The sequence below is a fragment of the Megasphaera jansseni genome, from assembly GCF_047974155.1.
In the GTDB taxonomy this organism is placed as follows: Bacteria; Bacillota; Negativicutes; order Veillonellales; family Megasphaeraceae; genus Megasphaera.
This window is the reverse complement of the sequence record NZ_JBHYRR010000010.1, coordinates 1-13,105: the sequence shown is the minus strand read 5'-3', so window position 1 is coordinate 13,105 and position 13,105 is coordinate 1. Positions and strand designations below refer to the sequence as shown.

The following is a 13,105-nucleotide window of genomic DNA, read 5'->3' as shown; positions in this document are numbered from 1 at the left end:
ATGCTATAATAAAAGAGAATAGTATAGTTCCGTTTTTTTCAGGCGGAGGTGAGGACGATGCTGACCAGCTTACTGAAAACCATTACTAAAGGAAGAGACCTTAGCGAACGGGAAAGTGCTATCGTCATGGAACAGATCATGGAAGGGACGATTTCAGACGTCCAGTTGGCTGCTTTTTTTGCAGCTTTGACGACGAAGGGCGCCTCAGAGCAGGAAATCACGGCCTTTGCCCGGACGATGCGGAAATATAGCATGCACGTTCCCTGTACGATGGACGTCTTCGATATCGTCGGGACTGGCGGCGGCCGGACCAAGACCTTCAATATCTCGACGACGGCGTCTTTCGTCATCGCCGCCGGCGGCGTCCGCGTCGCCAAGCACGGCAACCGGGCCAAGACGTCGCGCAGCGGCTCGGCTGACGTCCTGGAGGCCTTGGGGGCCAATATCTTCCTCAGTCCGGAAAGCTGCCTGGACATGCTGCGGCAGATCGGCCTCTGCTATTTCTATACGCGTTATTACTATTATATGATGAAGCGCATCGATGCCGTCCGTGAACAGCTGGGAATCTATACGGTCTTCGATGTCCTGCGGCCGCTGACCAATCCGGCCCATGCAGCCTATGAGATCCTCGGCGTCAATGCGCCGCACCTGGTCGAGCCCATGGCCCATGTCCTGGCCGCTCTCGGCGTCCGTCACGGCATGGTCGTCTATGGACAGGACGGCAGTGATGAGATTTCGGCATCGGCAGCGACGACGGTTTGCGAATTTACGCCGGAAGCGTTTTCAACCTATGAAATCAGGCCGGAAGACTTCAACCTGTCCAGGGCTTCGCGGGACGAACTGCGCGGCGGCCTGCCCAAGCACAATGCCGCCATTACCCGAGCTGTTCTCGATGGCCGCAAGGGCGGGGCACGGACGGCGGTCCTCCTCAATGCCGGCGCCGGCCTCTATGTTGGGGGCAGTGTCCTCAATCTCTATGCCGGTATCCGCAAAGCGGCCCGTCTCATCGACAGCGGCCTGGCCCGGCAGAAGCTCGATGATTTCCTCATCCTGAGCCATCGCCTGGGTGAGGCTGAAAAAGTGAAGCTCATAGCAGACAAGGACCCGGGTGATATGGTATAATAAAGGGTACGAAAAAATTCATTATTACGTGAGGACCGCATTTCTATGAATGATAAATATTTAGGCTGGCTCCTTCATATCGGCGGGGGCCTGCTGGTTATCTTGATGTTTTTATCGATTCAGCTCATGGCGCCTGATTTTTATTCGATCATGTGGCATTTGACCGTCAGTGGCGATCTGGATGGGTTAGCCGATTACATTGCCTCGTTTGGCTTCTATGCCATCGGCATCAGCATTTTCATGATTGCCTTTGTCAATGCTATCGGCCTGCCGTCCATTCCTTTCCTGACTGTCAACGGCATCATCTTCGGCCTCATCCCGGGCATCATCATTTCCTGGATCGGCGAAGTCATCGGCATTGAAATCAGCTTCCGCCTGACGCGGACGCTGCTCCGCAAGCAGGCACAGAAGGTCATTTCCAAGAGCAAGATGCTGGAGAAACTCGATTCCTACAGCTGCATCAAGACGGTCATGATGGGCCGGGCCATCCCGTATGCACCGAATGTCGTCGTCACGGCGTTCAGCGCGCTGAGTCATATTTCCTACCGCGACCATTTCATCGCCAACTTCTTCGGCAAGATGCCGGCCGTCCTGGTCGAAGTCTGGCTGGGCCATGATTTGCTGCGCATCCAGGAACACTGGGGCCGCCTGCTCATACTGATAGCTGTCGTCTCCGTAATCTACGGCATCATCTGGTGGCGCAAGCGTCACATAAAAAAAAACCGATATCATAGCGTGAAGTAAAAAAAGAGGCTGTCGCATTAAGACAGCCTCTTTTTACGTTGATCGTAGGTCGTTCATCGTTTGTCGTATGGGATTAAAAATATCAATCCATCGCGATGAACGATGAACTACGAACGAAAAACTTTTAAGTTGAAGGGGCCTCGCATGATGGCAAAAACCTTCGTGCGACAGCCCCTTTCAAGTTGTTAGTTGTTAGCGGATGGATTTAATTTTTACGAGATTTCTTGTTCTGACGATTTTTTATCGTCCTGGACGATATCAGTCCATAACTTATCGGCTACCGGCTGCCAATGTTTAGCATAGGCTTTACATTTGGCACAGAGGTGTTCAACCGATTCTGGTGACTGCATGTCCGTCGATTTGGCTCCCGTTCGTTTGACCATATCGACGAGGGCCTGGGGATTTTCCAGCATCGGGCAGGGACGAAGGTGGTTGTGATTAAAGGGCTGCCCTTTGGCATATTCCTGGAATAACGGCTGCTGGAGACAGGAGATGAGGTCCTGGTCATTGATATTGGCGCTGGAATAATGGATGAAGACGCACGGTTCTACATCACCGTTCGGGTTGATGTGGCAGTAATTGCGGCCGCCGGCGACGCAGCCGTCGATGAACTGGCCGTCGTTCTGGAAATCAATGGCGAAGATCGGCTTGCCGCCTTTGACGCTGCGGATTTCACGGATGCGGCGGACCATATAGGCACGCTGTTCTGCCGTTGGCAATAAATCGACGGACGCGTCGTTGCCGACGGGCATATAATGGAAGTACCAGGTGAACCAGGCTCCCTTGCTGATGAGGAGGTCGAGGAACTTGTCCGACGTGACGGTCTGGATGTTTTTACGGGTATAGCAAATCGAAGTACCGAAAACGATGCCGTACTGACGGAGCAGGTCCATGGCGTGCATGACTTTGTCAAAGACGCCTTCGCCGCGGCGGCTGTCATTGACTTCGCGGAAGCCTTCGACACTGAGGGAAAAACTGAGATTCCCGACCCGGGTGACTTCCTGGCAGAACGCTTCGTCAATCAGGGTCCCGTTGGTAAAGGCGTGGAATTCACAGTCCCGATGTTTCTGGCAGAGCTTGAGGATATCGGCTTTGCGGACCAGCGGTTCCCCACCGGTGAGCAGATAGAAATGACAACCGACTTCCTTGCCCTGGCTTACGATTTTGTCCATAACGTCGTAGGACAGGTTCATGGTATGGCCATATTCGGCGGCCCAACAGCCAATGCAGTGCAGATTGCAGGCACTGGTCGGGTCGAAGAGGATGGCCCAGGGGATATTGCAGTGATATTTTGTTTTGGCTTCTTCCCGCGTGCGCAGGCCGTAGAAACCGGATTCAAAGCCGAGGTCCATGATGGCCGTACGGACGACATTCGGATTGAGGGTGTCTAAGGCCCGGTTCAGGAATTGGAACCATTTGCCACCTTCATCGATGAGCTTGCGGGCATTGGCAAAAGATTCCTTTTCAAATAAATCGCCAAAAAAGGTTTCCATAATATAGGACAGGCGCTTCAAGGTCTTTTTTCTGTCTTCAGGATTTTTTTCGGCCATGATGCGGTTGACCAGAAGGGAGACGGATTCTTTTTGGGCTTTATGTACGAGTTTGTTCAAGGGTATCATCTCCTAAGGAAATACAAGCGGCAGTTCTAGCGGATAATGAGGACTGGAAGTCCGGAATGGGACGAAACGTAGCGGCCGACACTGCCTAAGAGGACGCTTTGGATGCGGCCCAGGCCGCGGCTGCCCATGACGATGAGGTCCGTATCTGATGCGGCGGCAGTCTGTAAGATGACCGGACCCGGTGAGCCTATGCGGTAGAGACATTGCAATGGAACTTCAGAAGTAAGCTGTTCTTTACAGCGCAGAAAGGCATTCTGGCCCTTGTTCTTCATATGTTCGGCCAATTCTTGCAGTTTATGTGGCTCCATCGTGTCGGGAACTGCCGTATCATGCAGGCTGTCACTAACACTGGCGACGTAGAGGAGCGTCAGGGAAGCGCCATCTCCTTTGGCCAGGACTTCAGCCTGCTGTAAAGCCTGCAAGGATGATTCCGAGCCATCTACCGGGACCAGAATATGCTGGTATGGCCCTTTCTTTTCATCGCGGGCCAGGAGAATCGGGCAAGGCGCGTGGGTGACGACGTACGTGCTGACACTGCCGAGCAGGAAATTCTTGAAGGGCTGGCTGCCACCACGGCCCATACAGATGAGGTCTGCCGATTGGGATTTCTGCTCTTCCAGTATGGCCGCTTCCGGGGCACTGAGCTCAAAAATGGACTGTACCGGAATCGAATCGGGCACCATTGCTGCAAATTGTTTTAAAATGCCCGTGCTGTTCGCCTGGGCGGAAGCCGTCATTTCGTCCATCGTCAATTTGCTCGTATTTTCTATCTGGCTGAATTGATTGATGATGTCCGCCATATTGGCAACACTTAGCAGGGTAATCGATGCGCCGGTAATCGTAGCGATATCAATAGCATGCTGCAGTGCTTGTTTAGCATGATCAGACCCGTCGACGGGGACGAGGATATGATGATATGTTTTCATAAAAATACCTCCTTACCAGGTTATCTTTAGCATAGTCTTGCAGGGGTCTTCCGTCAAAGTGGTTTTGCGATATACCAAATATAATCGATGTGTTATAATTAGTATTACGAAGCATTTTTGTACTTGAAAGGAGTGCTTATGGATTCAGAAAGACGTGAATATGAATATATTCGTAAAATTGCTGAAACAGGGAGTTTCATGGCAGCAGCGGAAAAATTATATATTACGCAGCCGTCGCTGAGCCAGTTCATTCGCCGCATCGAGCGCAATATCGGTGCGGAACTCTTTGACCGTTCCCATCAGCCCGTGACCTTGACCGAAGCCGGGCGGATTTATCTGGAAATCGAAGGGCAGATACAAGACTTGTGCAAGGTCCGGGAACAGCGTATCCAGGATTTGGGACAGACCATTGGCGGGACTGTGCGCATTGGCAGTTCTAATTATCGCAGTTCAACAATCCTGGCACGGGCGATTCCCATCATCAATGAACGATATCCGCATATCAACATCTGTCTGGAAGAAGGGACGACGCGGGAATTGGAGGATTTTGCCCTCCAGGGGAAAACGGATTTTTCTATCGTCGTCAAGCCAGCCGGTCATACGGATTTGGACTATATCGAACTTTTCCGGGAAGAATTGCTCTTGGCCGTCTCGCCGGAGTGGGGACTGGGACGGGAACCGCTGTATGACAAGGGCCTCCATTCCATCTATCCGGTCTTTGATTATCACGACCTCGACGGGCATCCTTTTTTAGTCATGAAAGAAGGCCAGGAACTGCGCCATTCCTTTTTTTCCCTAATCGAAGCGCTGAACATAACGCCGGACATCGCCCTGGAAACGACCGACATGGCTACGGCTCAGACTCTGGCCGGCATCGGCGTCGGCGCGGCTATCGTACCGGGCGGCCTGGCTGTATCCAATATTCCGGCTGTGGAACCGCAATATTTTTCCTTACGGGCCTATCTGGACGATTGGGATGTCGTCCTGGCTTATAAACGGGGACGGTACTTATCTAAGGCCGACAAAGCGGTCATCAGCGTCATCTGTGATGTCGTCAGGCCATAAACCATAGCCAAAAACTTATGAAAATAATAAATTAAAAAATATTTGTCCTATGATGCCGGCCGTGCTACAGTGGAGTTGCATGTGAATCCAGTCACGATTTATGAAAGGGGAAGATCCTGTATGGCACGGCATATTGAAATCATCAAGCGGGCAGACCGGCAGCGTGTCCGGGACATTGGCTTTGTACATTTTATGTCCATCTCGACTTTTGCAGCGGCTATGGGGTATTGCGGTCTCTGTTTTGCCTGGCGCATGGCGCATGATATTTGGGGAATTACGCCGTTCATTGGCGAATTCTTTGGCTTCTGTGCGCTTGGCCTGTATGTGTATATCTTCTTTCGTTATTTCCAGAAATGGCGTATCGATGCAGAAGCTGTCCGGGCTGAATGGAACAGTCCGACAAAGGTCAATTTTTTTGGGACCTTCAATGTTTCGACAGTTTTGCTGGCTGCCGTCTTGGCACCGTACAATACGGTCGCAGCCAGTGTCTTTTGGTATGCCGGCATGATTATCATCCTGGTTTTCAGCTGGGTCTTGCTGAAGCACTGGCTGTATGATGACCAGCAAATTTCTTCGGTGACGCCGGCGTGGCTGCTGGCCGTCCTCGGCCCCATTACCATTCCCGTTGCAGGCAATGTCCTGCAAAATCCTGGCTATCATGATATTTCCATTTTTTGTGTAGCTATCGGCCTGGTAACGGGGATTCCCGTCATTGCCCTGCTGTTTACGCACAGTGTCTTTGCCAAACATGTTGAAGATGCGGTCCAGCCCAGCCTGATGATTCTGATGGCGCCGTTCGGCATGGGCTATATTACCTATACACAGACTTTTGAAGCTGATATTTTTACGGAACTGTTCATCAATGCCGGGATTTTTATGTTTTGGCCGATTGCCTTGAAAGTCCTGCACGTCATGCGCCATTCTTCCTTTTGCATGGGCTGGTGGGCCTGTAGTTTTCCTACCATGGCCTTTACCAATGGCGTCCTCCATTATAGCGTCGACCATGCTGCGGCCTGGACGGAAGGACTGGCCTTATTCTTATTGCTGTTCGGGACCATCCTGCTCCTGTACTTGTCTTGGAAGACGATGAGCGCTGCCTTTCATCGGGAGTTATGGAAATTATATTGACCTGGTTCACGATAGCGCAAAAAAGCCCTGCTGCATGTGCAGCAGGGCTTTTAGAATCCTGAAAAGGATTATTTTGCGAAGTAACGAGCCAGGAGGCCATCGAATACACGGCCATGACGAGCTTCGTCTTTTGCCATTTCATGAACAGTATCATGGATAGCGTCGAGGTTGAGCTGTTTTGCGAGGGTAGCGAGTTCTTTCTTGCCAGCGCAGGCACCCTGTTCAGCAGCAGCGCGCATTTCGAGGTTTTTCTTGGTGTCCGGTGTAACGACTTCGCCGAGGAGTTCAGCGAATTTAGCAGCGTGTTCAGCTTCTTCAAAAGCGATGCGTTTGTAAGCTTCAGCAACTTCCGGATAACCCTGGCGGTCAGCGACACGGCTCATAGCAAGGTACATGCCGACTTCGGAGCATTCACCGGTGAAGTTAAGGTGGAGGCCTTCGAGGATGCGTTCGTCGACGCCTTTAGCAACGCCTACGCGATGTTCGTCAGCATATTCTTTGACGCCAGCGACGAGTTCCGTGAATTTTTCTTTCGGAGCGCCGCACTGAGGACACTTTTCCGGAGCTTCTGTACCTTCATAAACAAAACCGCAGATACCGCATACAAATTTTTTCATCATTCATTCCTCCTGATATTATAATACATTTTGAATAAAATGGATATTAACTGAATACTAACAAATAACTTTTATTTGTTATGGCTACATTATAACAGACCGATGGTGGAAAATCAAGAGTAATTTTGTAAAACTTTTAATTGAAAATAATTATTGATTAAAAAGTAAGCCCTTGAAAGGCCGAGGCGGCACCATTTTATTGCAATTTATACATGAGTCTTATATAATGGAGGTAGTATTCAGAAAAAGCCAAGACGATACGATTAGCATAGAAAGAGACTGAAATTTGGAGGTTACGCCTATGTGGAAGAAGAAAGCAGCATGCATCCTGGCTGTCATGGCCTTGTGTGGAACCATGGCCGCCAGTGCAGCCAATTATACAATTCTGGAAAAAGCGGATAAAGTCGAAACGACGGTTTACGGGACGACACAGACCGGATCCCTGAACGACCGCATCGCAGCACTGGACAAGTTGCTCAACGGCCAGTCAACAGTATCGGGCAGCTTACAGGATAAGACCGATACCTTATATAAAGATGTATATGGGAATTCCGGTTCTGATTTGTCCCTGCTGACAGCCGTCAATCTCATGCAGTGGCAGTATTCCGGCCAGATTACGGATGAACCGCTGCTGGTCCGTGTCGAATCCTTGGAACAGAGCATCGACGGCAAGACCATGAGCGGCTCGCTGGAAGGCCGCATCCTGGCCCTGCGCCGCACACTCCTGGGCAATAAGAAGTATGTTTCTCAGACCGTGACCATCCCGGCCAATACGCTGGTGACGCTGACCAATATCGACGCCCTTAACTCGAAGACCATTCAGGAAGGCGACGTCGTCCGCTTTGCTGTGGCCGATGATGTCTGCGTCGGCGACGTCATCGCTATCCCCCGCGGCATGGAAGCGACGGGGACGGTTACGAAAGCCCGGAAATCGGGGCGCTTTGGCAAGGACGGCAAAATCGAAATCACTTATGACAACGTCCGCGCCGCCGATGGTTCGCCCGTAGCCCTGACGGTCGGCGATAAGACGAAAGAAGAATATAAGCGCATGGCCGGTGCTGTCGGCGCTTCGGCAGCCGGGGCCATCATCCTCGGCCCGGTCGGCCTGGTCGGCGGCCTCTTCGTCCATGGCAATGAAGTCGATATCCCGGCAGGGACGACGATGTACGCCGAAACCAAGGAAAATGCCGAAGTCGTCGGCTTCAAGGAAAATGGGGTCATGGATGATATGAAGACGGCCAATATGGCTGCCAGCGGCGTACAAGTCCCGTCCTTTGCTCCCGTTACCAATGGTGATGTCGACAACAGCGGTGCTGGCGATGCCGGAACCTACAGCGATAGCGATACGGCTCCCCAGAGCAGCAACGGCGACTTGCAGGCCGGCCTGAAAGACGGTACGGTTACGCCTATCGATTTGGAAAACAGCAAACATAATGACGACCAGCAGGCCGTCGTGACCATTCAATCCAATACAGCAGGTGACGCGAATGAATAAAACGTGGACAGCGGCGATGATTGCAGCCCTGCTGCCCTTGACCTTTTCGGCCAGTGCAGCTGATAATACAGCGAAACTTCATACAGATAAGGTCATGGCCGTTCCCGTGACAGAAAAGAAAATCCTGCCCGTCGATTTGGACCAGGCCTCTGCTTCGCAGGACGTCGTCCTGCCGCAGCAGCCCGTCCACATGACGGCCGATACCTTTGTCGCCCGCAACTCCGATGGCTATGTCAAGAGCCGGGGCAATGTCGATATCAAGCAGGGCATGGATGAAGTCCATGCCAACTATGTCGAAGGCAACATGAAGAGCGGTGTCTATCATACGAAAGGCCCTGTAGTCTACGTCAACGAAACCAATGCCCTGACCGGTCAGGATGTGACCTATAACAGCCAGAACGGCAGCATGGTCATGGACAAGGTCGAAGGCTTCGTCGGCCCGACGACATACGTCCGCGGGACCGATGCTGAAATGTACGATAACGTCGGCTACATCAAGCATGGCCTGATTACGACGCCCCATGCCGTTGCCAAGACGCCGGACTATTATATCACCGGCGACGACATCCGCATCTACCCGGGCGAAAAGTTCACGGCTGAAAATACGGCCCTTTGGTTCAAGCACATCCGCCTGTTCACCTATGGCCATTATGAAGGCCGCCTGGATAGCGAACATACGAAATCCTATTTATTCACGCTGCTGCCGCGGCCGACATATAACAGTGATGACGGCTTAGGCGTCCGGGGCTATGCCGATGTGCCCCTCAACCAGTCCGGCGACTTGAGCTTCCATGCCAGCTATGCCTTGAATACCAAGAATGGCTTCAAGCCGGCTGCCCAGCTTCAGAAGAATACCAAGATAGGCACTTTCCGCTTTGGCTACAGCCAGGAAGAAAGTACCGATAATGACGATAATATCTGGGCTACGAAGTGGCCGGAACTGGAATATTTCGCGCCACGCATCCATCTCGGTGACACGGGCCTCTACATCGATTCCAGTGCCAACTGGGGCCGCTGGGCCGAAGATGGTGTCAAGACGGGGACCCATAAAGGCTTCCGCACGGAAATCACCCATACGCCCATTCCCTTGTGGCAGCGGGCCAATGTCCGTTTCTTCGCCGGCTATCGCAAGGACTTGTATTCTACCAATGATGCCCAGCGCCGCGATCCCTATTCGGGTGTCATCCTCAACCAGGGCATCAACGACCGCTTGTGGACCAGTTTCTGGTATAAGAAGCACAATGTCAGCGGCTACACGCCATACCGCTTCGATACCCTCGATGATCCCCGCCAGCATGGCCTGTCCATCGGCTACGTCCTGACGCCGCGGGATACCATCATCTTCACCTGGGCTCAGGACCTCGACGATGACCACATTTCCGACCGTAACTACACCTGGGTCCGCGACCTCCACTCCTTCATCGCCACCATTACCTACAAACAGGTAGACAAAGAATGGCAGGTCAAAATAAAAGCCAAGGACTTCGATTTCTAAAGGATGGGTGATTTTGAATCCATCCGCTAACAACTAACAACTAGCCACTAACAACTTGAAAGGAGCTGTCGCGATGCGACAGCTCCTTTTTTTACCCTCTTTTTACAGCGCATTTTTGTGATTTTGCGCTATAATGGAATAAAATGAGAAAACTAGATTTTACAGGAAAGGACTGTAGCTTTATGCCTTTGATTTACTGTGTGGAAGATGATGAAAATATTCGTGAACTCGTCGGGTATGCCCTGCGCAGCCAGGATTTCGAAGTCGAAACGTTTGCCGACAGTAAGGAATTCTGGCCGGCTTTAGAGAAGCGGACGCCGGCCCTGCTCCTCCTGGATATCATGCTGCCCGGTGAAAGCGGCAATGATATCCTCGATAAACTGCGCAAGACCCAGCAGTACAAGACGCTGCCCGTCATCATGCTGACGGCCAAGACCAGTGAATACGATATCGTCAAAGGCCTGGACGGCGGCGCCGATGACTACGTCTGCAAGCCGTTCGGCATCGTCGAGCTCATTTCCCGTATCCGTGCCGTCCTGCGCCGTTCCGGCCGGCAGAACACGGAAACGAATCTCTATACGTATGGCCCCGTTTCCTTGGACCAGGAAAAACACATCGTGACCGTCGACGGCAAGCCCTGCCACCTGACGGTCAAGGAATTTGAGCTCCTGCGCTATCTCCTGGTCAATACGGATATCGTCCTCAAGCGGGAACAGATTATGGAAGCCGTCTGGGGCTTTACTTATGAAGGCGAAAGCCGGACCATTGATATGCACATCAAGAGCCTGCGCCAGAAATTGGGCGATGGCGGCAAGATCATCCATACCGTCCGCGGCGTAGGCTACGTCATCGGAGGGAACGTATGAAGCGTAAAGTCTACCTCAGCCTGCTGACGATGGGCCTGGCCTGCATGGCCGTGACCCTGCTCATTTCGACGTGGTTCTTCTGGAACTCTACGCAGCATCAGATCCAGCAGGAACTGGTCATGACCATGGATGTTGTCGAGACGACGATTGAAGAAGGAAAGGATACGTCGCTGTATTTGAAGAAACTCGGCATTCATGATACGGATGGTCTGCGCATCACCTGGATCAACACCAACGGCGATGTCCTCTTTGAGTCGGATTATGATAAGGGCGTCATGGAAAACCACCTGGCCCGGCCGGAAGTCAAGGCCGCTATCGAGAACGGCAAGGGGACAGCTGTCCGCGATTCTCAGACCGTATCGAAAGCCCTCTACTATTATGCCAAGAAGCTGCCCGATGGGACTATTCTCCGGGTCAGTTTGGAACGGGATACGTTTTATGCCCACTTCCTCAGCCTCCTGCCCTGGGCCTTGCTCTTACTGGGGTTGTCAGCCCTGGCCTGCATCAAGGCGTCGCGGCTGCTGACGGCGAGCCTGCTCAGCCCGCTGCGGCAGACGGCCCTGTTCATCCGTCAGATCAACGACAGCGATGTGAAGATGGGGCAGCCGCCGCAGGTCGACCATGAACTGCAGCCGTTAGTCGATAAAATTTTCTTGCAGAGCCAGACCATTACCGACAATATGCGCAGCCTGGAGCAGCAGCGCAATATTATGCGCCTCATCATGGAAAATCTTCAGGAAGGCGTCATTCTGACAGACAAGGCCTGCGGTATTGCCGGCCTCAACCTGCGGGCTGCCCATTTCCTCGGAGCCAGCCAGACTCAGGACGTCTTGCAGCGCAATCTGAAGGAACTCATCCCTGATGTATCCTGGGATGCCTTGCAGCATATCGACAGTGCCTGTGACGTGAAGCTGATCCGGTCGGACCGCCTGTACTTGCTGACCATTCAGCCCGTCTATAAAGATGACGATTTTTATGGGACCCTCTTCATCATCGACGACGTGACCGAACAGGAACATCGGGAACAGCTGCGCCGGGAATTTACATCTAATGTATCGCATGAACTGAAGACGCCCCTCACGTCGATCAGCGGCTTCGCCGAAGTCTTGTCGACGGGTATTTTCAAGAATAAAGACGACGTCATCCATTTCGGGACGCTCATCCGCAAGGAAGCCCTGCGCCTCTTGCAGATGATCGAAGAAATCATGCACTTGGCCCGCATCGAAGATGGCAAGCGCCAAATCCATCCCGACCGGCTGTGCCTGCGCGATTTGATCCAGGATATCGTGGAATTCATGGAACCGGTCCTGATGGAAAAGAAAGTCACCGTCCACTGCACCATGGACGATACAGAAGTCTGGGCGGACCGTGGCCTGTTCCGGGAAATGATCATGAATCTCCTCGACAATGCCATCAAGTACAATCGGCCTGGCGGCCATGTCTACATCGATGTCCGACACGATGGGCACAAGGCCTTCTTCATCATCCGTGATACAGGTATCGGCATACCTGAGGATAAACAGCAGCGTGTCTTTGAACGCTTTTACCGGGCCGATTCCAGCCGTTCACGCAAAATCAAGGGGACTGGCCTGGGCCTGGCTATCGTCAAGCACATCGTCGAACAGCATCACGGCACCATTGCCTTGAGCAGTAAAGAAAACGAAGGCACGACCATCACCGTCACCCTGCCGATGTAGGGAGCCATCCGTAGGGGCTTGCACGTGGCAAGCCCGCCCCAACATTTGGAGGAGAAATTTCCGGTCTGGGAGTTCAATACTTGTCCGAAGCGGGCGTCCCACGGGACGCCCCTACAAAAAAGGGGGCTGTCGCACGAAGGCTTTTGCTTTCATGCTAGGCCCCATTTACTTTATAGTTTGTAGCAATAGAGTTTGTAGTTTGCAGAGAAAACCTTTAAATTTAACCCCATCCTCTAGCCACTAGCCACTAACTGCTAACCACTTAAAAGGGGCTGTCGCACGAAGGTTTTTGCCATCATGCGAGGCCCCTTCAACTTAAAAGTTTTTCGTT

11 protein-coding genes are annotated in these 13,105 nt (G+C 52.3%); 8 read left to right on the top strand and 3 right to left on the bottom strand.

The genetic code is table 11. The features are described from left to right. Positions 1–57: 57 nt before the first annotated feature. Together trpD and ACE418_RS05320 are read left to right on the top strand one after the other, a co-directional pair. Positions 58–1,122: an anthranilate phosphoribosyltransferase gene (gene trpD, locus ACE418_RS05325; RefSeq protein ID WP_416449638.1), complete on the top strand. Its 1,065-nt coding sequence runs from the start codon at positions 58–60 to the stop codon at positions 1,120–1,122. 45 nt (positions 1,123–1,167) lie between these two features. Further along, a complete protein-coding gene (locus ACE418_RS05320) occupies positions 1,168–1,866 on the top strand; it encodes a TVP38/TMEM64 family protein (protein WP_416449637.1) in 699 nt (232 codons plus the stop codon). A gap of 212 nt (positions 1,867–2,078) precedes the next feature. On the opposite strand, the gene ACE418_RS05315 is transcribed toward ACE418_RS05320, so the two are convergent. Beyond that, the gene (locus tag ACE418_RS05315; RefSeq protein WP_416449636.1) at positions 2,079–3,485 is read right to left on the bottom strand and encodes a radical SAM protein; all 1,407 of its coding nucleotides are present in this window, start codon (positions 3,483–3,485) and stop codon (positions 2,079–2,081) included. Between the two features lie 26 nt (positions 3,486–3,511). Beyond that, complete coding sequence (locus ACE418_RS05310) at positions 3,512–4,411, bottom strand: universal stress protein (protein WP_416449635.1); 900 nt, start codon at positions 4,409–4,411, stop codon at positions 3,512–3,514. Positions 4,412–4,549: 138 nt separating this feature from the next. Here ACE418_RS05310 and ACE418_RS05305 point away from each other — a divergent pair, with 138 nt between their 5' ends. Together ACE418_RS05305 and ACE418_RS05300 are read left to right on the top strand one after the other, a co-directional pair. Beyond that, the gene (locus tag ACE418_RS05305; protein ID WP_416449634.1) at positions 4,550–5,476 is read left to right on the top strand and encodes a LysR family transcriptional regulator; all 927 of its coding nucleotides are present in this window, start codon (positions 4,550–4,552) and stop codon (positions 5,474–5,476) included. A gap of 120 nt (positions 5,477–5,596) precedes the next feature. Continuing rightward, the gene (locus ACE418_RS05300; RefSeq protein WP_416449633.1) at positions 5,597–6,604 is read left to right on the top strand and encodes an SLAC1 family transporter; all 1,008 of its coding nucleotides are present in this window, start codon (positions 5,597–5,599) and stop codon (positions 6,602–6,604) included. Positions 6,605–6,672: 68 nt separating this feature from the next. Here the strand turns inward: ACE418_RS05300 and ACE418_RS05295 are convergent, their stop codons facing one another. Beyond that, complete coding sequence (locus ACE418_RS05295) at positions 6,673–7,221, bottom strand: NADH peroxidase (protein WP_416449692.1); 549 nt, start codon at positions 7,219–7,221, stop codon at positions 6,673–6,675. A 301-nt stretch (positions 7,222–7,522) separates the two neighbouring features. Here ACE418_RS05295 and ACE418_RS05290 point away from each other — a divergent pair, with 301 nt between their 5' ends. The 4 genes from ACE418_RS05290 to ACE418_RS05275 all read left to right on the top strand — a co-directional run bounded on the left by ACE418_RS05290 (position 7,523) and on the right by ACE418_RS05275 (position 12,774). Next, complete coding sequence (locus ACE418_RS05290) at positions 7,523–8,716, top strand: hypothetical protein (protein ID WP_416449632.1); 1,194 nt, start codon at positions 7,523–7,525, stop codon at positions 8,714–8,716. Then, a complete protein-coding gene (locus tag ACE418_RS05285) occupies positions 8,709–10,211 on the top strand; it encodes an LPS-assembly protein LptD (RefSeq protein WP_416449631.1) in 1,503 nt (500 codons plus the stop codon). Before ACE418_RS05290 ends, ACE418_RS05285 begins: the two co-directional genes overlap by 8 nt. Positions 10,212–10,393: 182 nt before the next feature. Further along, positions 10,394–11,077 (top strand): response regulator transcription factor, encoded by a 684-nt coding sequence (locus tag ACE418_RS05280; RefSeq protein ID WP_416449630.1) that lies wholly within the window; start codon positions 10,394–10,396, stop codon positions 11,075–11,077. After that, a complete protein-coding gene (locus tag ACE418_RS05275) occupies positions 11,074–12,774 on the top strand; it encodes a sensor histidine kinase (protein WP_416449629.1) in 1,701 nt (566 codons plus the stop codon). Before ACE418_RS05280 ends, ACE418_RS05275 begins: the two co-directional genes overlap by 4 nt. The last annotated feature ends 331 nt before the right edge of the window (positions 12,775–13,105 follow it).

Excerpts from the sequence above, each read along its gene's own strand:
- ACE418_RS05280 (WP_416449630.1), top strand. The coding sequence starts at position 10,394 with ATGCCTTTGATTTACTGTGTGGAAGATGATGAAAATATTCGTGAACTC.
- ACE418_RS05275 (WP_416449629.1), top strand. The coding sequence starts at position 11,074 with ATGAAGCGTAAAGTCTACCTCAGCCTGCTGACGATGGGCCTGGCCTGC.
- ACE418_RS05320 (WP_416449637.1), top strand. The coding sequence starts at position 1,168 with ATGAATGATAAATATTTAGGCTGGCTCCTTCATATCGGCGGGGGCCTG.
- ACE418_RS05290 (WP_416449632.1), top strand. The coding sequence starts at position 7,523 with ATGTGGAAGAAGAAAGCAGCATGCATCCTGGCTGTCATGGCCTTGTGT.
- ACE418_RS05315 (WP_416449636.1), bottom strand. The coding sequence starts at position 3,485 with ATGATACCCTTGAACAAACTCGTACATAAAGCCCAAAAAGAATCCGTC.
- ACE418_RS05300 (WP_416449633.1), top strand. The coding sequence starts at position 5,597 with ATGGCACGGCATATTGAAATCATCAAGCGGGCAGACCGGCAGCGTGTC.
- trpD (WP_416449638.1), top strand. The coding sequence starts at position 58 with ATGCTGACCAGCTTACTGAAAACCATTACTAAAGGAAGAGACCTTAGC.
- ACE418_RS05295 (WP_416449692.1), bottom strand. The coding sequence starts at position 7,221 with ATGAAAAAATTTGTATGCGGTATCTGCGGTTTTGTTTATGAAGGTACA.
- ACE418_RS05305 (WP_416449634.1), top strand. The coding sequence starts at position 4,550 with ATGGATTCAGAAAGACGTGAATATGAATATATTCGTAAAATTGCTGAA.
- ACE418_RS05285 (WP_416449631.1), top strand. The coding sequence starts at position 8,709 with ATGAATAAAACGTGGACAGCGGCGATGATTGCAGCCCTGCTGCCCTTG.
- ACE418_RS05310 (WP_416449635.1), bottom strand. The coding sequence starts at position 4,411 with ATGAAAACATATCATCATATCCTCGTCCCCGTCGACGGGTCTGATCAT.